We start from the raw sequence: 19,371 nt of genomic DNA on the forward strand, positions 1-19,371 counted from the left end.
CGGTTAAAAAAGGGTTTTACGTCCGCGTCGCCACAATCTCCCGGACTGCCGCGTCGCGCTGGTCCTGATCCATCCCTTTTTGTGCCATACGGTCGTCGAACGTCGGGAAACGGGCCCGGTAGAACGTGCCGAGAGGAATCTTTGCATCCTTGTTGTAATCCCATTCGCGGGCCCGGGTGCAGGCGTCCATGAACTGTGCCGGGTCGTGATCGGCCAGATCGTAGACCCGGGGGGTGTAATAGTCCGCAGCCGGGAAGAACGTGGCGCAGATCTGGAGAACATCGATGAACGAGAAGCCATGATGATCGATCCCGCCGCGGATCAGGCCTTTAAGCTGGTCCATCTTCTTCGTATACCCGCGGGCCACGTAGGTGGCCCCGCTCGCAAGCATCAGTTCAAGGGGGTTGAACGGGAACTCCTCCGTTCCCAGGGGTGTGGATTTGCCCCGGAACCCCAGGGGAGACGTGGGGGTGTACTGGCCCGTAGTGAGCCCGTAGACCCGGTTGTTGTGGACGATGACCGTAATGTCGAGGTTGCGTTTTGCCGCAAAGAGAAGATGATCCAGTCCTTCGGCATAGCAGTCACCGTCGCCGCAGCAGCAGAGGACGGTGAGGCGGGGATTTGCCAGTTTGATGCCGGTCGCTACGGGGATAGTCCTTCCATGGAGCGAGTAGAAACTGTTGATGTTCAGGTAATCGGCAATCTTTGCATGACAGCCGATGCCCGAGACCAGGACAACGTCATCGAGCGATCTTCCCTCCTTCTCCAGGTCAGCAAGGATATTCTTGAGGGTATGCTGGATAGTGAAATTACCGCATCCCGGGCACCAGGTATTCTGGCTGTCCGTGATGATCGGGCGGATGGTCATAGGAGCGCCTCCTGCACCCGGGCAAGCAGGCTTTCGTACGTGAACGGCCGGCCGTCGTACCTCAGGACTTTTTTGTGGATTGTAATCCCGTGCAGCCCGGCAAGGGCGGCAAGCTGGGCAGTGGCATTCTCCTCAACGCAGATCACGGTCTTAACGCCATCGAGTGCCGCATTCAGTGCGGTCATCGGGAACGGAGAGAGGACCACCGGCTGGATCATCCGCAGGCCAAGCTGGCTGGCGACTTCATGGCACACGCCTTTGGTGGAGCCCCAGCAGAGCAGGGCTGTTGGAGATCCGTATGGGCCGGAACTGTTTACCTGGGGATACTGCTCCATCCCGGCGATCAGCCCCTCCCACTTGCGCAGGCGCTTCCTTGTCATCCGGTCCACCATATCCGCTTCCTCAGTCGTGTACCCGGATTCGTCGTGGGCATAGCTGTTCACCTTGACCACGGCCTCCTTCGCTCCCGGAAATGACAGCGGCGAGATGCCGGCGGGCGTCTCGGCATAGCGTTTGTATCGGGAGCCCTGATCTGCGATAACGGGATCTTCCCGGTTTACCGGAGGTATTGCGTCACTATTGACGCTGTAGGTACCTTCAGAGAGGGTCTTATCGGGCAGGATGAACGCCGGGATCTGGAATTTCCATGCAATGTTCATGGCCACGGCAGACCAGTACAATGCCTCCCCTGCATCGCCCGGGGCAACGACGAACCGGGGATATTCTCCCTGTCCGGCATACAGCACAAACTGGAGCTCAGACTGGCCGGTATAGGTCGGCAACCCGGTGGACGGTCCTGTCCGTTGTGAGACGACAAAAACGAGGGGAAGTTCTGCCATCCCCGCAAGCGACAGGCCCTCGGTCATGAGACAGAATCCCCCACCGGAGGTTCCCACGGCGGAGCGTTTACCGGCATAGGCGAACCCGAGCGCCATGAGCACCACAGAGATCTCGTTCTCCGGGTGCACAACGATAATTCCCAGATTCTCTTTCTCTTCCGCAAGAAAATGGAGCAGGCTCGACGAGGGTGTCATTGGGTACGAGACATAGGCCTCAAGCCCCCCCATTGCAAGACCGAGACCGATCGCCTCGTTCCCGGAAAGGAGTGGCAGTCCCGGGCTGCTGCCCCGTTCGATTGGCCGGATGGTGGCCAGCTGATCGTACACCCGCCGTGCCACCTTCAGGTTCAGGTCAATGCCCTTGGGAATATGGGACCTGAAGACCGCTTCAACCGTCTCCCAGGGAATACCCGCCGACTTTGCAAACCCGCCGATGAGTGCGGAATTGCCCATAATCCCGGGCGCCTGTTCTTCGTGGAGTATAGACGTTACCGGAACACCCTGTCCTTCACTCTTCACGAGATCCGCGTTGAAGATGATAGCAGCGCCAGGGTTCATCTGGTCCCGGTGGCGCTGGACCGTCTCCTGGTTTAAGGCCAGGATAAAATCCACCTTCTCACGGCAGGTTCCGATGCTGGTCCCGGCACCCCGGATCACGGCAAAATTGTGCCCCCCCCGGATCAGGGAGGGGTAGTCGAAATACAGATAGATATGATAGCCCATGTGGCTGAGGAGCTGGGCAATCATTGCCCCGGCACTGTTGATACCATCCCCTGCCTTGCCGCCAACCAGGACAGATACGTCGTTCATTCCGGTTCCCCGTATGTTCTGATCATATCAGGGGAGGTATATAGATTGGCATGACGCCACAAGGAGATGTCACAAGTGTGAGGGGTTGAGGAAATGGATGATGAAGCTTCGCTCACACCACGACGGGAAAGCAGTCGCTGCGACTATTCATATAGTTATATTCAAATAGGGTTACAACATTCATCAACATTATACAGAGTACCATATCTTATTAGTGAGATGATACCGTGGTTTTATTGAATCCACAGTATCCGGACAAACCCGACAGTACACCGGACGTTCCGGCACAACCATACACAAAAAAGGAGGTGAAACACATGAACACGAATGGCCTGATGGCAGACAAGAAGGCATATTCCCTGCACACGACTAGCGGCATGGATATGGACGGCCTGATCAAGGCGATCCGCCATCCTAATCTCGGGATTCGCTGGAGGGCAGCACTCGCCCTCGGGGATATTGGTGAACCTGCCATCAAACCCCTGGTCCGGGCGCTTAAGGAGAATGACCAGGATGTGCGGTGGCTTGCCGGGCTCGCCCTCGGCAGGATTGGAAAGGCAGCGATTCCCCAGCTCATCCGCGTATTATCCGAGCAGGATCATGATGCCCGCTGGCATGCGACCCGGGTCCTGGCAGAGATCGGCAAGCCGGCAATACTGCCTCTCATCGCATCCCTGCGGGAGGAGGACAGCGACGTCCAGTGGCGAAGTGCTTTTGCGCTCTCTCTTATCGGGGAACCTGCCGTTGATCACCTGATCTATGCCCTGAAAGACCAACTCTGGTGGGTCAGGGTCAGGGCAATCTGGGCTCTCGGGGAGATCAAGGACCGTCGGGCCGTGGAGCCACTGATCCAGTCAGTGAACGACCAGGACTGGTACGTGCGCTGGAGTGCGGCCGACGCACTTGGAAAGATCGGCGACAAGCGGGCAGCGATGTGCCTTGGGAAAGCCCTCAAGGAATCCGACTCGTTTGTCCAGGTCCCGGCTACATGGGCTCTGGGCAAACTCGGCAGCGATGCGCCCGTTGATTCCCTGATCCAGTCCCTGAAAAACACGGACTGGTATGTCCGCTGGGGCGCTGCAGATGCACTCGGCAACATCGGTGACAAACGCGCCCTCGAACCCCTCAGGAAACTGCTGGATGACAAAGACGAATACGTGCGCCGTGCAGCGGATGAGGCAATCGCAAAGATTGACGCAAAAAGCGAGAAAACGGTAAGATCCTAAAACAGCAACCGGAGATCTGGTCTCCCTCATTTTTTAATCAGTTGTTCCAGCACCGATTTCATATCACTGATCTTGTAGGGCTTGGCAAGTTTGCCCGAGAAACCGTGGGCAGAAAAATCCATGACCGCGGGATCATGGGTGTACCCGCTCGAGACAATCGCCTTTACCGAGGGATCGAACGCCCGGAGGCGCTCTATTGCCTCTTTTCCACCCATCCCTTCGGGGATGGAAAGATCGAGGATGACAGCATCGAACGGCGCACCGGCATTCTTCTCCTTTTCGTAGAGAGCGATTGCCGTCCCCCCGTCTTTGGCAAACATCACGTCGTACCCGAGAAAGCGGAGTACCTCGAGTGTCACGTCAAGGATGATCTGTTCGTCATCCATAAGGAGGATCTTTCCCTTGCTGGCCATGTGCACACCCCGGTAGTACTAATTAATAATTCCCATTAGGGTATATAGTCTATGATATATTCCGGACGTCTGTACGGTGTGTAAACAAAGGAAATACAAAGCAATCATTTTTTCAAGCTGCGCAACCGTGCCGCTTCTTCCGGGTCCTCCACCCGGAGGAGGAACGTCCCGTGGCACGGTTTTGTGTACGGGAAGATGACGAAGTCGCCATCAAGCCCGATCGCAATAGGTGGCAGGCCTATCACATAGACGTCAAAGATCTTGAACCCCGGCTGGACATCGATGGATTCCTTGAAATTGCTGTGGATATAATCACGGGATTCCTTGAAGCTTGCATCCCGCAGGACGATCTCATAGTTCATCGATTCTACGCAGCCCATGGTGCCACCTCGTCAATCGCCTTCTTGAGCGGCAGGGGGTTGTGAACGGCCTTGGCCGCGATAACCGTGCAGGGGAAATCGATCTTTTTGATCTGCTCATCGAAATGCTCGCCATAGACAAGAGCGTAGAGTTTCGCCCCGGAGATGGCACCCATCGTGGCGGCATAGCTGACACCTGCATCGTTGTGGATAAAGACGAAACAGCGATCGAAATCCCGTTTTTTCTCCGTGATCAGCCCAACGGCCCGGTCGAGATCGATCACTTCACCGAGATAATGCCGGTCCGGGTCAGAGACCACGAGCAGCGTGTTCGCCGCTTTATTGCCGGCAACCACGGGCGTGATGCCTGCCTTCTTCAGCCGGCTGATCAGATAGAATGCAATGCTTGTCTGCACCGGTACCTGCGGGCACCCGAGTACGAGGAGTGCCGTTGGAATCCGGGGTGGTGTTTCATCTGCCAAGAGTACCAGTCCCTGCCATGCGGTACAGAGTCTTTACCTGTTTCCACGAAATAACCTTGCGCATTACCACATCATCCCCGCTGCCCGCTTCCGGCATTATTTCTGTGTCTCCTCATGCACCCATGCAAGGTAAGGCTGGTGCCCGCCCGTGACCGGCAGCACAATGATCTCCGGCACCTCGTACGGGTGCAGCACCTTCAGCTCCCGGATTGCCGCCTCTGCATTTTCCTTCCGGGTCTTCATAATGAGCAGGTGTTCTTCATCATCGCAGAACTCCCCCTTCCACCGGTACCAGGACCTGACAGGTGTCATGTTCACGCAGGCAACAAGGTGCCGGTCAAGGAGTGCCCTGGCAATTCCCCTGGACTTTGATACGGGGACCGTAGAGAAGATCACGCAGATCTCCGTTCCCGGATCCCGGCTTCCGGTTTCCACCATGACGATGAATGTTGGATTCCCGGATAATAAACCTGGTTCTTCCGGCAAGTCATCACCAATGCCGGCCTGAGGGGTCAAGAGGTATGTAAAGGAGTGATCCCCTTTGGGGTGCCGGGAGGTAAATTCTATAGAACACAACACCCATACTAGAGTATCTATGTACGCATCACGTATGGACAGTCTCCCGCCGTACCTTTTTGCACGGATCGACGAGATGAAAGCGGAGCAGCAGAAAAAAGGCGTCGATATCATCGACCTCGGTGTAGGGGATCCGGACCTTCCCACGCCGCCCCATATCGTGGCCGCCCTCTGCAAGGCAGCACAGGACCCGGAGAACCACCACTACCCCTCCTATGCCGGCATGCCGGCCTACAAGAGCGCCGTAGCAGGCTGGTACAAAAAGCGCTTTGGTGTCACCCTCGACGCAGGAAAGGAAGTGCTCGCCCTGATGGGCTCCAAGGATGGGATTGCCCATATCGCCGAGGCGTTTGTCAACCCGGGCGACTATGTCCTCGCCCCGAGCCCCGGCTACCCGGTGTACCGAACAGGTACTCTCTTTGCCGAGGGCAGGGTGCACGAGATGCCGCTCCTGCGGGAAAATAATTTCGTTCCCATGCTGGCTGACATCCCGAAAAAAGTGGCAAAAGAGGCAAAGATCCTCTATATCAACTACCCGAACAACCCGACAGCCGCAGTTGCCCCCCCGGGGTTTTACAAGGAAGTCGTTGACTTTGCAAACGAGCACGATATCGTCGTGGTCTCGGACAATGCGTACTCCGAGATCGCGTACGACGGGTACCGCGCTCCCTCGTTCCTCGAAACAAAAGGCGCCATGGAAGTCGGTATCGAGATGCACTCGCTCTCCAAGACCTACAACATGACCGGCTGGCGGATCGGCATGGCAGTCGGGAACGCGGAGATCCTCGCCGGCCTCGGCCGGGTCAAGACGAACGTGGACTCCGGGGTCTTCAACGCGGTCCAGCACGCGGCGATCACGGCACTCAGCGGCCCGCAGGACTGCGTGGCGGAGGCCTGTAAGATCTACCAGGAGCGCCGCGACGTGCTGGTCAAGGGACTTCGGAGCCTCGGCTTCGATCTCCCCACACCGAAGGCCACGTTCTATGTCTGGCTGCCGGTGAAGGACTGCATGGCATTTTCAGCCCAGCTCCTCAACGATGCGGGTATCGTAGCCACCCCGGGCGTCGGTTTCGGCGCCAGCGGGGAAGGCTATGTGCGGTTTGCAATCACCCGCCCGGTAGCACGGATCCAGGAGGCAATCGGGCGGATGCGGAGGATGAAACTGTGAGGCTCGCCCACCACCTCGCGATCAAAAACGGTCACCTCCACATCAACGGGCAGGACTGCGTGGCACTTGCAGAGAAGTACGGGACACCACTCTACGTGACGAGCGAGGACCGGGTCATCGAGCAGTTCGAGAGCTACAAAAAAGCCCTCGGTGCCCGCTATCCGAAGGTGCAGGTGCTCTTTGCCGCAAAGGCAAATGGCAACCTCGCCCTGCTGCGGGCGCTGGCACAGAAAGGGGCCGGGGCAGATGTCTTCTCATCAGGTGAGCTCCATCTTGCACTCGAAGCCGGCATGGCACCGGAGAGACTACTCTTCAACGGGAGCTCCAAGACCCCCGCCGATCTCCGGCTCGCAGTCGAGAAAGGCGTAAAAGTCTCGCTCGATTCCCTTGACGAACTCCACCAGCTCGATGCGGCAGCACAGGCCGCAGGGAAGATCGCACAGGTTTCGTTCCGGGTGAACCCGGCGCTCGAGGTGCCCACCCACCCGAAGATCGCGACCGGCCTTGCGACCAGCAAGTTCGGCATTCCCCACAAGGAGATTCCTGCAGCCTACCGGGAAGCCCTTGCCTGCAGACACATCCTTCCGGTCGGCATCCACTGCCACATCGGCTCCCAGATCCTCGACATCGAGCCCTTTGCCCGGGCCGCGGAAGTGATGATCCGGATCGCAAAGGAACTCACCCTGATGGGTGTCAAACTCGAGTTCATCGATCTCGGGGGCGGCCTTGGCATCCCCTACCACCACGACACCGACCCGTCCCCGATTGCCGAGGACTATGCAGCAAAGGTTGTCCCGATCTTCAAGGCAGGTGTAGAGGCCTGCGGGATCAGCCCGGAACTCTGGGTCGAACCCGGCCGGTCGCTCGTAGCCGACTCCACGGTCCTCCTCACCCGGGTCAACTCCACGAAATCGGCCCACAAGCGGTTTGCGAACGTAGACGCAGGGTTCAACATCCTGGTCCGGCCTGCGATGTACGATTCGTACCACGAGGTCATTGTCGCCAACAAGGCGGATGAACCTCTCATTACGGAGTATACCGTCACCGGCCCGATCTGCGAGACCGGAGATATCCTTGCACCGGACCGGAAACTCCCGCAGCTCGCGGCAGGGGACATCATCGCAGTCCTCGATGCAGGGGCATATGGCTATGCAATGTCCTCGCAATATAACAGCAGGCCACGGTGCCCCGAGGTGCTCCTCAGGGGAACACAGGTAGCGCTTATGCGCAGGGGCGAAACTGTCGATGATCTCAAGGCCGCGATAGAACGCCCTGCCTGGCAGATGTAAGCGGAGGCAGCCTTGGTACTCTTCCACTACGCGCTGGTCGATGATCTCATCACAAAAGAGGAGTTCGAACGACGCGTAGAGGAGAAGATCGACGAATGCGGGGACCTCGTCGACGAGCCCACCGCCGCGATGATGGTGGTCGGCGAGCTGGGCCGGGAGCATGTGAAGATCAGGGGGCTCTCGGCCAAGTCCAGCCTCTTCTCTTTTTTCGGGAAAATTGTTGACAAAACCGAGCCCAAGGAATTCGACCGGGCTGACGGGGAGAAAGGTTGGGTTGCCACCCTGATCCTTGGCGATGAGACCGGAACCACCCGGGTCGTGCTCTGGGACCAGAAGGCCGGTGCAGTGCTCGATACCGCAGTCGGGGAAGTGCTCGAGGTGATCGGACGCCACCCGGGTAAGAGCACAAGAGAGATCTACGCGCTTGCCCTCCGGAAAGCGAGCTGCGAGATCTCCTGCACTGCGCAGGCCGGCACGGGATCAACAAGCCTCTCCACCGATCCCGTTGATCTGGATGCAGTCCTGGTCGCGGTCGAACCCCTCCGTACATTCACCAAACGGGATGGGACGACCGGCGAGATGGCGGAGGCGATCCTGGGCGATGCAGAAGGGACGGCCCGGATCGTTGCCTGGGTCCCGGAACTGCTGGCCGGCCTGCAGCCGGGCACCACAGTCCATATCACGAACGCGAAGCCCAACAACCGCTCGGAAGGGCGCAATTACAGCCTTGACGAGAAGAGCACGGTGACCCCGACCGAGACGGCAGTTGCCGTGCCGTTCACCCCGCTTAATTCTGTCGCCGACCAGGGAACGTATTCCGTGAGGGGCGAGGTAAAACTGGTGCAGCAGCCCCGGTCATTTACCACACGGAACGGCGCCCAGTCATGGGTCAGGAACGCAGTGATCCATGATGGCAGCGATGAACTGAGGGTAGTGCTCTGGGGGGAGAACGCACTTATTCCCCTCGCCCCGGGAGATCCCATCGAGATCTACCATGCTCCGGCAAAGCCCGGGCGAACCGGGGATATCGAACTGGGCGTAGGCAGGGGCAGCGTGATCCGGGTGCCGAAGGATGCCCCGCAGCCGATCACGTTCCGGGGAACCATCCTGCCGGGGCAGGGCTGTACCTTCATCGATGACGGGAAGGACCGGTACCTCATCGATGGCGACTTCCCCGCGGGAACGGAACTGCAGGTTAATGGGATCCTTGCCGGGAGCCGCATCATCCCGGAGCAGGTCGTTCCGGTAGAGATCAGCGCCACCGATCTTCTCGCACGAATTCACAAACTTGCGGAAGGCCCGGGGCCGTAATCCACACTTTCACCCCGCACAGTCCGGGGGTTTATATCCCAGTCTTTAACATCTTGTTGTGCCATAGGAGTGTTACAAGAAATGGCTGAAGGACCATTGGATATTGAAGATTTACCGGGCGTAGGCCCGAGCACTGCTGAGAAACTCCGCGAAGCCGGATACCTCTCGGTGGAAAGCATCGCAACGGCAGCACCTGCCGAACTCTCTGAAGTCTCCGAGATCTCGGAGTCCACCGCAAAGAAGATCATCAAGGCTGCCCGCGAGGCGGCAGATGTCGGCGGGTTCAAGACCGGGAAGGACATCTTCGAGGCGAGAAAAAATGTGCGGAAACTCTCGTTCCGGGTGCCCGAACTGGATGCGCTGCTTGGCGGCGGAATGGAATCCCAGGCAATCACGGAGATGTACGGAGAGTTCGGTTCCGGTAAGAGCCAGATCGTCCACCAGATGTCCGTGAACGTCCAGCTCCAGGAGGATCAGGGCGGCCTGAATGGCAGCGTCATCTATATCGATACCGAGAATACCTTCCGGCCCGAGCGTATCGAGCAGATGGTCAACGGTCTCGGACTTGACGACATTCCTGATACTCAGGAATTCCTCAACAATATCCATATTGCACGGGCCCATACCTCGGATCACCAGATGCTCTTAATCGACAACTCCCGCGAGCTTGCAAACGAGCTCAAGGACAACGGTACCCCGGTCAAGCTCTTCATCATCGACTCCTTAACTGCCCACTTCAGGGCCGAGTACGCAGGCCGGGGAACGCTTGCCGCCCGTCAGCAAAAGCTGAACCGGCACATGCACGAACTCTTCAAGCTGATCGATGAGCACAACGCGGTGGGACTCGTCACCAACCAGGTCATGTCCAACCCCGCGGTCTTCTTCGGTGACCCTACCAAGCCGATCGGGGGCAACATCGTGGGCCACACGGCCACGTTCCGTCTCTACCTGCGCAAGAGCAAGGGCGGCAAACGCATCGCACGCCTCGTGGACAGTCCCAACCTGCCCGAAGGCGAAGCACCGTTCATGGTGGAAGAGGCTGGTCTCAAATCGTGCTGAAGGCGCTCCTCACGGATATCGACGGGACGATCACAGATTCGTCCCGCAGGATCCACACGGGATCCATCGATACTATCCGGTCCCTCGTAGATGAGGGTATCATTGTAGTGCTCGCCAGCGGGAATGCTCCCTGCTTCATGGAGGCCATCTCCAAGATGATCGGCACGCAGGGAACATTCATTGCCGAGAACGGGGGAGTATACCGGATCGGGTATACCGGCACCCTCCAGGTGACCGGGGACCAGCAGGCCCCCAGGGAAGCCCTTGCGATCCTGCAGGCTCATTACCGCAGGCTTGGGAAGGAACTGGAGCTCTTCAGCCCGACATACCGCCATGCTGACCTGGCATTTGCCCGCACCGTGCCTTTCACGGAAGTACGGGAGATCCTCAAAGAGTTTCCGGTACAGGTGATCGACACCGGCTATGCCATTCACCTCCAGTCACCGGGGGTCAACAAGGGAACTGCCCTCGTGGACCTGGCAGGAAAACTGGGAATCGCCCCGGAAGAATTCCTTGCGATCGGGGACTCGGTGAACGATATCCAGATGCTCAAAATCGCCGGCATTGGGATTACAGTGGCAAATGCCCATCCGGAAACAAAGGCAGTAGCAGCATATGTTGCCGAAAAACAATACGGTGACGGCTTTGTGGAAGCCGTAAAAAAATATTCCTCTTATTTCCGCGCAAGGTAGCGATCAACAACAATATAGTCCTTAATATCCTTGACGGACTCAAACGGGATGACGAGGAGCTTGTCATCCTCAAGATTGTAGCCGTCGGTTGAGAACGTCTGGTCAGGGTGGACAATCATCTCCTGGACCACGCCGGAGTCAAAATCCACCCGGATGTTCTTGAGGGTGCCGATAAGTTTCCCATCATTGCTCATAATCTTCTTTCTCGACAGGCTGCGGGCAAATACACGAGTCATAAAAAAATTGACGATGTATAAATATTTAAATTGTTCTGAATTGACGGGAAAAAAGAGTTTTTCAAAAATAAAAAGATAAAAACGTTATTTGAACATTTCAGCGGCCATTCTGATGTCGGTACCCCGCAGGGTCTTCCTTCCCGCGTGATCGGACATCTTCTTTGCCTCCTTTGCAAGGAAGGCACCGTACTCCTCCATCAGCCCGGCAAGTGTCTCCGTGGCATCGGCACTGACACGTTCGGCACCGGCTTTCTTTATGATCCGTTCTACTGCAGCCTGGGATAATTCAGTCATGATTCCTTGATTCCTCACATACCATTTGGCTTGGTATATCTAAAGATTATTGCATTTACAGCGAGGGAAAGACCCGGATGACATCGGACTGGGTCAGGATGCCCACGGGTTTGTCGTCTTCCATAACGATCAACCGGCCAATTTCCCGCTCCTTGAACCGTGTGATCACTTCGAAGAGCTTCACATCTGATGATACTTTCTCTACCGTTGTGGTCATCACCTCATGGACCGGCATCGAGAGGGGGAGCCGGTTCTCGATTGCACAGGCAATGTCACTCATCGTGACGATGCCGCTGAGCCGGCCGCTGTCGATGACCGGGGCCCCGTGAATGTGCTCGCGGTTGAAGAGGACAAGGGCGTCGTGGAGAGAGTCAAGGCTCCGGAGGGTCTTGAGCGGGGTAGACATGTAAGTGCTTATGGGTTTTTTGGGCAGGGAGATTATCTCCGAAGTGGCGATGAGGAGTGCCTGCCTGGACTCGTCCTTGCCGAAGACCTCGCCCCGGATCAGGAGCTTGTTGACCGGAGTAGGACCGATCGTAACCTGGTCGCCGATCTCGAAGAGCTTGGCGCTGCCGACAAGCTTGATCAGCGCATGGCAGACATCCGGGTGGCAGAGCGTGGTGAAATCAACTTCCTGGACATTTGCCCCCTGGACCTCCTCCCCGTTCCGGCTGATCCTCACATCGTAATCCCCTTCTCCCATGTTCAGGTTAAGCTCCTTGTAGGCAAGTCCCGTGGGGATGTAGCCGCCTTTGGGGCCGGGCACTCCGTCCACGAGCCCGACCGCTTTTAAAGCCTGCATCTGGTTCCGCACTGTCCCCGGATTCCTCTGGATCATGTTGGCAATATCTTCCCCCTTGATGGAGTGGGACTGCCGGTGGTAGAGGGTGATTAACGTAATGAGGATATCTTTCTGGATCAGGGACAGGTCCATAACGATAAACCGTATGGCGTTCAATAAATATATAATTAGGTAGGCGATTTGTGGAATTTGAAAAGATGCCGACGGTGCCAACTGCGGACGAGATCCTTGACCGGAGTTTCCGCCGTGCAGCCAAGAAGATGAAGGAGAAGGACAACAAGGAGCGGGCAAACGAGGAGTTTGTCCGGGCGGTGGGCGCTGCTGTCCATGACCGGCTGGTCTATGTGATCCGGGGATTTCCCGAGTTCGACCAGCTCTCCCCGTTCTACCGCGAAATGGCCGACATCCTCTTCGGTATCGAGAAGATCAAGCAGTCACTGGGCGCGGTGGGCTGGGCCGCCAAACACACGAAGATGGTCGGCAACCAGATCGCTGTGCAGTCCCGCCGGGCCGAGGATACCCTCTCCCTCAGGAAGCGGGCGGTGGCCCGGCTCGCGTCAATGGTCCACCAGATCGACAAGGACCTTATATTCTTAAACGAGGTGCGCAATGTCCTCCGGCATCTCCCCAACGTAGAGGACGAGTTCACTATCGTCATTGCTGGATACCCGAACGTGGGGAAGTCCTCGTTCATCCGCCGGGTCTCCTCTGCCGACCCGCAGGTGGCTTCGTACCCGTTCACTACAAAAGGGATCATCGTGGGCCACCGGGAATCCGGCAGGCACCGGACCCAGTTCGTGGATACCCCCGGTATCCTCGATCGCCCCGTGGAGGAGCGCAACCAGATCGAGAAGCAGGCGCTCTCGGCAATCATGAACGTGGCAAGCGTCATCCTCTTTATCCTCGACCCGTCCGAGCACTGCGGGTACCCGATGAAGGTGCAGCTGCACCTGCTCGAAGAAGTGAAAGGGATGGTGTCAGTCCCGGTGATCGTGGTGGCCAACAAGTCGGACCTCGTTGCGGCCGAAGGCTATACCACGATGTCGACCGCGGACGGGACGGGAGTCGACGAGGTGCTCGCGGAGCTCCTCACCCACAAACCGGTGCCGGAAAAGAGGACGAGGGCGGCAGATATTCTGTCTCCCCTCCCCAAGATGACCGAAGAGGTTGTCGTGGACGAATATGCTGACATAGGGCCGGATGGCGAACGTGTAAAGAAACCGAAGCCCAAGAGAGCAAGGAAGCCCCGGACGAGGACGTAGGGTTCTCATTTGGTGGAATCTGAATTACCTTTTTTGTAGAAATTGTCGGAGTTGATCATCTGATATTTCCGGACTCACGATTTGGAAAAAACATGATATAAAATAGATTATCTTACACGGTTATTCCCATTGCTTTTTTGGACCAATAATTGATCCGTTTCGGCAAGCATGAGCCATGATCAGATTGTAGTAAATTTCCAGACGCTCTTGGGGGCTACGGCATCCACCAAATAGCGATAGTCCGTCCGAAGGTTTCAGAAGACAAAACGTGAGATGGGATTTTGGTCCGGATATTGAGCCGCCGCGGGGCGCACTTCGGGGCGGCGGCCGTTCATCGCAAAAGGGAGTATGGGGGGATCAGCCCCCATCATCGGTCAGAGAAAATTTTCTAAACGGAATCTTTTTTTTTACGCGGAATTGATTTGGGTTTGTTTTCAGTATTCGTTCAGGCCAACAAATTATGAAAAGTGGTTTAACGGATATCGTTCCTACCCCACGACCGACATCAGCGCCCACCCGGCCAGGAACCCGAGGATCGTCCCACCGCACAGGGGCGGCAGGCCGGCCTGCGGCTTGCCGGACATAACGAAGTGGAGCAGTACGACAAGTCCGGCGAGCGAGCCGATGATCGCTCCGATTGCCGGGAGGTTGATCATACCCGCAAGCCTCCAGCCTTTCAGGAATACATTTGCCGACACGACAAGGATCGCGGGCATGATCATGTCGCCCATGCCGATGATGAACGCAGCCCGTTCTCCTCCGTCAGCCAGTTTCCCGATCCCCTCTTTGATGAACGAATAATCCCTCCGCTTCGGAATAACAAAGAGGATCGGGGTCTTCAGGTCGATCACGCCTTCTGCGAGCGTGATCATGTGCTTTGTCTTGTACACCGAGATCGCATCGTAGACCGCGAGAAGCGCGAGCAGGATCACGACCGGCCAGACATCGAGCGAGGCCCCGAAGATGGCTGCGACACCGGCCCCGATCAGGATCCCGAGGCCGTCGATGACGTACCATTCCGGGTATTTGTATAATATAACGGTCGCGAGCACGGAGAGGATCAGCACGATAGCCGTTGACACGAGTGTCTCGGCGGTCAACGAAGAGACCGCAGCAACAGGTACCACGGCATTCAGCCAGTCCGGCGTTGTCACCGTGGTCTCGCCCATGACTGCGTACACGATCGCCATGAAGATGTAGACGAAGGTCAGGAAAATCGAGATCCCGATGACGGCTCCGATCACTTTTTTGAGATCGTACTTGATCAGCACGAGCAGAAACGCGGTGAAAACGAGAAGGATGGCAATGAAAATGACCGGGTTGGCCATAGACGTGGGGTCCTGGAAGGCGACGATTCCCGAGGCCTGCACGGGAAGCGAGAGGAGCAGTGCCCCGAGTTCAACGGCGAGCAGGAGGGCCGGCATCGCAAGGAGGGGGATGAGGTTCTTGGTTTCCATGGGTATCTCCGGTGAGCTGATCGGAATCAGCGCAGTTTTAGTTAGTTTAATTAGTGTGCTCTCATCATCTAAAAGCATGGAGATACGCGAGTACTTACCCGATATCATTCTCACCGTCATAATGGTGGTGTCCACGCTGGTCCTGATCCTCCGGTTCTGGCAGGACCTGACCATCGCTGTTGCCGCCGCCCTGATGATGCTCTCGATCGGGGGGCTCTTCCTCTCGCTCCAGGTCAAGATGCGCAGGCTCGAGCAGAGCGTGATTACCCGCGAACGGATGCTGCGCACGAATCTCGAGGAGATCTCGACCCGCATGGTGGACAAGTACGATCTGGCGATCAGCCACCTCGACGAGCTCGTGGCCGCGATGGCCAGGCGTGCCTACAAATAACGGGCGCACATACCTGATCGTGAGACGTGACGGACCATGGGTGTTGCATTACGGGATATCATCGCTGAGTACAAGACACCGGTAACCTGGGAGGCCCTGCCCGGTATTGCGGCGATCGATGCGAACAATACCCTGTACCAGTTCCTGACCATCATCCGGCAGCCGGACGGGACGCCGCTGATGGATCGCAAGGGCCGGGTCACCTCCCACCTCTCCGGCATCCTCTTCCGGATCTCGAGCTTCATGGAGAAAGGGATCAAGCCGGTCTTTGTCTTTGACGGAAAGCCGGCCGAACTGAAGCAGGCGACCATTGACGAGCGCCGTAAGATCCGCGATGCTGCCGGAGAGAAGTGGCAGGCGGCGCTCGAACGGGGAGACGAGGAAGAGGCCTATAAGCAGGCCCGGTCTTCCACCCGGGTCGATGCGGGGATCATCGCGACCTCCAAGGAACTGCTCCGGCTCATGGGCATACCGGTCGTGCAGGCGCCGGGCGAGGGCGAGGCGCAGGCATCGCACATGGTGGCAAAAGGGGACGCGAAATACGTGGTCTCGCAGGATTATGATACGCTCCTCTTTGGCGCACCACTTCTCATCCGCAACCTGACCGTGAGTGGCAAGCGGAAGATCCGGGGCCGGCAGATCACGGTGAGCCCCGAACGGATCGTGCTGGCCGATACACTGGCCGGCCTCCAGCTGACCCGGGAGCAGCTGATCGAGATCGGGATCCTGATCGGCACGGACTTCAACCCGGGGGTCGAAGGGGTCGGCGCAAAGACCGGGCTCAAGATCGTCCGGAAGGGGGAGTTTGCCCAGAAACTCAAAGAGAAGCTGCCGGACTTCGACCCGACGCCGGTGATGGAGACGTTCCTCCACCCGAATGTCATGGACGACTATTCGGTCACTGCCGGGCACCCGGACGTCGAAGGGCTCAAGAGGATGCTCTGCGACGGGTACGATTTCTCGCCCGAGCGGGTGGACAAGGCGCTTGAAGGATTCTCAGCGAAGGCCGGGCAGAAGACGCTCGAGAGCTGGTTTTGAACTAGTGGGGGATACCCCCCACACCTGCGCCGGACCGGCAATGTCAGGTTTTTTTGGCAGGGCCGGAACTTCGACGGGCAGGATCCCGGGATCTCCTCCGGGTCGGATGAACGGTCACCCGCAACTCCAGCCCGTATTTCCGGATATCTGCCATTGTATCGTTGCTAAATGTGGTCATTTTTCTGCCCAAAAAGGCATTCAGATCGCCAATACGCGGCTGAAATGGCCGTTTCCCGGAATCAGGGTGCGGCTTTTCGATGAAAAGTTGTCTGTCGGACCCCCGGAAGAGGCAATCGGAGGCTGAAATGGCTCCTGTTGACTGCATCTCAGAAAACGTCTCTCTTACGTCCTGGTACCGGGCGATCGGGTTCCTTCCGGGGGTGTGGTCGGGATCCTGGCGTCCTCTCTGACGGAGGTTCCCCGGAAGCTGATTCGCAATCGGCAGGCGATGCCGGTGTTTCTCCCGTTGCCGGTCCCGCGGGGTCCGGCTTATCCGCCGGAACCGCTGCACCGTTCCTTTTGTTCACCGGTTTTTTACCGGGAGCCCTCAATAGCGCCCGCGACCCGTTCTTCCGGCCCGGAATCTTTTCCCGGACAGTCAGGGCCAGCTGAAGTTCTCCCTTTGCTCACCGGTTTTTTGCCGAGGGTTCATTTCACCTTTGTGCCCGGTCCACCTCCATCCAGGATTTTTTTAGTTCAATACTCCCTGAAAGATCTGCGCCTCCCCGCGCCTTTTCATCATCCCGCCCAACGTGGCCCTGCGCTTGAGGAAACTGTTCGGCACCCAAATCACAAAACATTTCCGGTCCATGAGGAGAAGTTGCCGGCCTGCCCCCCGCACAATTCTATCCCAGTCTCACCGGGCTTGCCTGAACCACATCTTTCTCCACAACCACAGCCGTGCCGTACGCCAGCAGCTCGGTCATTGTCTGCCCGATCTCGGAGGAGTCGAACTGCACGCTGACCACCGCATTGGCGCCGAGCTCCCTCGCATGGCCGCGGAGCCGGTCGAGCGCCTGCTCGCGGGACTGGTTTAAGAGTTCCGTGTACTCGTGGATCTCGCCGCCGACAAGGGAGCGGAGCCCTGCCGTGATATTCCGGCCCAGGCCCCGGCTCCGCACGATGAGGCCCCACGTGAACCCGAGGGTCTTTGTGATCTTATAGCCTGGCAGGTACGGTGTGCTGACGATAATGATCTCGTTTGCCAATGGTTTCACCGGAATAACGGTCGTTCCGGACAATAATAGATATTCCCCTGGCCCGCTGGACGGGAACATGCCGACTGTCCCGACGGCTGAGGCCGTGCCCGTGCTTCGGGTAACTTACCGGAAAAAGGTTAGGGTAATGGCTGGTTCTTATCTAACTGCTTCAGCACTGCTCTTCGCAGGAAGCGGCTGCCAGATTGTCAGCGCCGGCCCGCAGCTCGCAGTTCTGGGCGCAGGTCTTGCAGGAATCGTACTGCGGGCTCGTGACGAGCGAGCAGGAGCCGTCGCTGCCGGAACTGCACTGCGCATACTGCCGGCACTTGTCGCCCGGCTGGTAGTCCGTGGTGCAGATCTGGGGGCCATTTGTCCCGCAGGCAAGGTCGAAGCCGTGACACGTGGTGAACCCGCACGTGGCACTGGCAGGGTTGCCGGGGGTGACAATCGTCGTTACCGGGGCAACGGGTGTCGGTACCTGGGTGGCAGGTGTTGTGCCGGTTTTGGGTGCGGAGGTGCAGCCGGCAGCGAGCAGGGCCGTAACCAGGACCACACTGCATATGCAGAGAATGAGGGTGTTGTGTTTCATTGAGATCACATCTGGCGTAAGAGATTATACTGCGGGTAAGGATATATGGATTTATTTGACTGCAGGAATTTTTGGAGTTCTACTTGGCCGGAAAATGTCCCGTATCCTTTCACCCCAGGATCCGGGAGGGGTCTGTGCCATACCCGGCCGCGATCCAAACCGATTAATCCCGGCAGGGAAAATACCCGGTACAAGCTCGTGCAGACCATGGCAGAAAAACACTCCCCCGCAACCCCGCCTTCCCATGACGGGATGAAGATCGTTGTCAGTAAAAACGGCCCCTACCTTATCTCCGGGGGCATCCCCCTTATCAGGGAGGAGATCTGCAATGATGACGAAGGGTACTGCCGGACCTGGAAGGAAGTGGTCCGATATCCCGTCCCGGATTCCTATGCCCTCTGCCGGTGCGGCCACTCGAAAAACAAGCCGTTCTGCGATGGCACCCACGCATCGGTTCACTTCGACGGGACCGAACATGCCGGGAGAGAAGCCTACCTGCAGCGCCCGGAGATCATTCGCGGCCCGACACTGGAACTGGAAGATGTGGAGCATCTCTGCGTCCATGCCCGGTTCTGCATGCGGGCCGGGGGGATCTGGAACCTGACCAGGCAATCGGATATCCCGGAAGCCCGGGAGACCGCCATTGAGGAAGCCTGCAACTGCCCATCCGGCCGGCTCGTCATCCGGGACCGGAAGACCGGGGAAACAATCGAACCTGAGCTGGAGAAGTCGATCGTGGTCATCGAATATCCCCCGCGGGGCGAGCACGGGCCGCTCTGGGTCCGGGGCGGGGTCCCGGTAGAGTCCGCCGACGGGAAGCAGTATACCATCAGGAACCGGGTCACGCTCTGCCGGTGCGGGAAGTCCGGCAACAAGCCGTTCTGCGACGGCAGCCATGTGGAACGGAAAGAGTGAAGGAACGCCGGTTTCCTCACCCGTAACGTTATTCCCGCCGGACGTTTCTCTTTTTCTGCCCTTGAGAAATCCTAAAAATATTAACGCTCCCGGGGG

At 57.8% G+C, this 19,371-nt stretch carries 22 protein-coding genes; 10 read left to right on the top strand and 12 right to left on the bottom strand.

Annotated elements, in window-relative coordinates; translation table 11 throughout:
* Nucleotides 1-16: 16 nt before the first annotated feature.
* Entirely contained in the window at nt 17-868 is an 852-nt protein-coding gene (locus ABSE13_RS02350; protein WP_424026880.1) for a thiamine pyrophosphate-dependent enzyme, read from the bottom strand.
* Nucleotides 865-2,517 carry a 2-oxoacid:acceptor oxidoreductase subunit alpha gene (locus tag ABSE13_RS02355; protein ID WP_424026881.1) on the bottom strand — a complete coding sequence of 551 codons (1,653 nt, stop codon included), beginning with the start codon at nt 2,515-2,517 and terminating at the stop codon, nt 865-867. The genes ABSE13_RS02350 and ABSE13_RS02355 overlap by 4 nt, the downstream gene beginning before the upstream one ends.
* A gap of 317 nt (nt 2,518-2,834) precedes the next feature.
* Here ABSE13_RS02355 and ABSE13_RS02360 point away from each other — a divergent pair, with 317 nt between their 5' ends.
* Nucleotides 2,835-3,743 (top strand): HEAT repeat domain-containing protein, encoded by a 909-nt coding sequence (locus ABSE13_RS02360; protein WP_424026882.1) that lies wholly within the window; start codon nt 2,835-2,837, stop codon nt 3,741-3,743.
* Nucleotides 3,744-3,769: 26 nt separating this feature from the next.
* On the opposite strand, the gene ABSE13_RS02365 is transcribed toward ABSE13_RS02360, so the two are convergent.
* From ABSE13_RS02365 to cutA, 4 genes are all read right to left on the bottom strand, one after another.
* On the bottom strand, nt 3,770-4,156 hold the full coding sequence (locus ABSE13_RS02365) for a response regulator (RefSeq protein WP_424026883.1): 387 nt from the start codon (nt 4,154-4,156) through the stop codon (nt 3,770-3,772).
* 104 nt (nt 4,157-4,260) lie between these two features.
* On the bottom strand, nt 4,261-4,536 hold the full coding sequence (locus ABSE13_RS02370) for a DUF1894 domain-containing protein (RefSeq protein WP_424026884.1): 276 nt from the start codon (nt 4,534-4,536) through the stop codon (nt 4,261-4,263).
* Nucleotides 4,524-4,997, bottom strand: a complete 474-nt coding sequence (locus tag ABSE13_RS02375; protein WP_424026885.1) for a DUF1890 domain-containing protein — start codon at nt 4,995-4,997, stop codon at nt 4,524-4,526. The genes ABSE13_RS02370 and ABSE13_RS02375 overlap by 13 nt, the downstream gene beginning before the upstream one ends.
* A gap of 96 nt (nt 4,998-5,093) precedes the next feature.
* Nucleotides 5,094-5,435: a divalent-cation tolerance protein CutA gene (gene cutA, locus ABSE13_RS02380; RefSeq protein WP_424026886.1), complete on the bottom strand. Its 342-nt coding sequence runs from the start codon at nt 5,433-5,435 to the stop codon at nt 5,094-5,096.
* 157 nt (nt 5,436-5,592) lie between these two features.
* Between cutA and ABSE13_RS02385 the strand changes: the two genes are divergently transcribed.
* From ABSE13_RS02385 to ABSE13_RS02405, 5 genes are all read left to right on the top strand, one after another.
* Nucleotides 5,593-6,741, top strand: a complete 1,149-nt coding sequence (locus ABSE13_RS02385; RefSeq protein ID WP_424026887.1) for an LL-diaminopimelate aminotransferase — start codon at nt 5,593-5,595, stop codon at nt 6,739-6,741.
* Complete coding sequence (gene lysA, locus ABSE13_RS02390) at nt 6,738-8,030, top strand: diaminopimelate decarboxylase (protein WP_424026888.1); 1,293 nt, start codon at nt 6,738-6,740, stop codon at nt 8,028-8,030. Before ABSE13_RS02385 ends, lysA begins: the two co-directional genes overlap by 4 nt.
* Before the next feature lie 12 nt (nt 8,031-8,042).
* Complete coding sequence (locus ABSE13_RS02395; RefSeq protein ID WP_424026889.1) at nt 8,043-9,341, top strand: nucleic acid-binding protein; 1,299 nt, start codon at nt 8,043-8,045, stop codon at nt 9,339-9,341.
* Nucleotides 9,342-9,422: 81 nt separating this feature from the next.
* Nucleotides 9,423-10,400, top strand: coding sequence for a DNA repair and recombination protein RadA (gene radA / locus ABSE13_RS02400; RefSeq protein WP_424026890.1), 978 nt, complete (start codon nt 9,423-9,425; stop codon nt 10,398-10,400).
* The gene (locus ABSE13_RS02405) at nt 10,394-11,092 is read left to right on the top strand and encodes a phosphoglycolate phosphatase (protein ID WP_424026891.1); all 699 of its coding nucleotides are present in this window, start codon (nt 10,394-10,396) and stop codon (nt 11,090-11,092) included. Before radA ends, ABSE13_RS02405 begins: the two co-directional genes overlap by 7 nt.
* Here the strand turns inward: ABSE13_RS02405 and ABSE13_RS02410 are convergent.
* The 3 genes from ABSE13_RS02410 to ABSE13_RS02420 form a co-directional block, all read right to left on the bottom strand.
* Complete coding sequence (locus ABSE13_RS02410; RefSeq protein ID WP_424026892.1) at nt 11,074-11,328, bottom strand: PRC-barrel domain-containing protein; 255 nt, start codon at nt 11,326-11,328, stop codon at nt 11,074-11,076. The genes ABSE13_RS02405 and ABSE13_RS02410 overlap by 19 nt on opposite strands.
* An 84-nt stretch (nt 11,329-11,412) precedes the next feature.
* On the bottom strand, nt 11,413-11,622 hold the full coding sequence (locus tag ABSE13_RS02415) for a histone family protein (RefSeq protein ID WP_424026893.1): 210 nt from the start codon (nt 11,620-11,622) through the stop codon (nt 11,413-11,415).
* 55 nt (nt 11,623-11,677) lie between these two features.
* Nucleotides 11,678-12,556: a CBS domain-containing protein gene (locus tag ABSE13_RS02420; RefSeq protein ID WP_424026894.1), complete on the bottom strand. Its 879-nt coding sequence runs from the start codon at nt 12,554-12,556 to the stop codon at nt 11,678-11,680.
* A gap of 65 nt (nt 12,557-12,621) precedes the next feature.
* Between ABSE13_RS02420 and ABSE13_RS02425 the strand changes: the two genes are divergently transcribed.
* Nucleotides 12,622-13,686, top strand: a complete 1,065-nt coding sequence (locus ABSE13_RS02425) for an NOG1 family protein (RefSeq protein ID WP_424026895.1) — start codon at nt 12,622-12,624, stop codon at nt 13,684-13,686.
* A 488-nt stretch (nt 13,687-14,174) separates the two neighbouring features.
* On the opposite strand, the gene ABSE13_RS02430 is transcribed toward ABSE13_RS02425, so the two are convergent.
* Nucleotides 14,175-15,143: a presenilin family intramembrane aspartyl protease PSH gene (locus tag ABSE13_RS02430; protein ID WP_424026896.1), complete on the bottom strand. Its 969-nt coding sequence runs from the start codon at nt 15,141-15,143 to the stop codon at nt 14,175-14,177.
* Nucleotides 15,144-15,219: 76 nt separating this feature from the next.
* Between ABSE13_RS02430 and ABSE13_RS02435 the strand changes: the two genes are divergently transcribed.
* Entirely contained in the window at nt 15,220-15,534 is a 315-nt protein-coding gene (locus tag ABSE13_RS02435; RefSeq protein WP_424026897.1) for a hypothetical protein, read from the top strand.
* 36 nt (nt 15,535-15,570) lie between these two features.
* Nucleotides 15,571-16,572 (top strand): flap endonuclease-1, encoded by a 1,002-nt coding sequence (gene fen / locus ABSE13_RS02440; RefSeq protein WP_424026898.1) that lies wholly within the window; start codon nt 15,571-15,573, stop codon nt 16,570-16,572.
* A gap of 845 nt (nt 16,573-17,417) precedes the next feature.
* On the opposite strand, the gene ABSE13_RS02445 is transcribed toward fen, so the two are convergent.
* Nucleotides 17,418-17,789, bottom strand: a complete 372-nt coding sequence (locus tag ABSE13_RS02445) for a heavy metal-binding domain-containing protein (RefSeq protein WP_424026899.1) — start codon at nt 17,787-17,789, stop codon at nt 17,418-17,420.
* Nucleotides 17,790-17,940: 151 nt separating this feature from the next.
* On the bottom strand, nt 17,941-18,360 hold the full coding sequence (locus ABSE13_RS02450) for a hypothetical protein (RefSeq protein ID WP_424026900.1): 420 nt from the start codon (nt 18,358-18,360) through the stop codon (nt 17,941-17,943).
* Between the two features lie 207 nt (nt 18,361-18,567).
* On the opposite strand from ABSE13_RS02450, the gene ABSE13_RS02455 reads away from it, so the two are divergent.
* On the top strand, nt 18,568-19,275 hold the full coding sequence (locus tag ABSE13_RS02455) for a CDGSH iron-sulfur domain-containing protein (protein WP_424026901.1): 708 nt from the start codon (nt 18,568-18,570) through the stop codon (nt 19,273-19,275).
* The last annotated feature ends 96 nt before the right edge of the window (nt 19,276-19,371 follow it).

This window comes from Methanoregula sp. (genome assembly GCF_049518935.1).
In the GTDB taxonomy this organism is placed as follows: Archaea; Halobacteriota; Methanomicrobia; order Methanomicrobiales; family Methanospirillaceae; genus Methanoregula.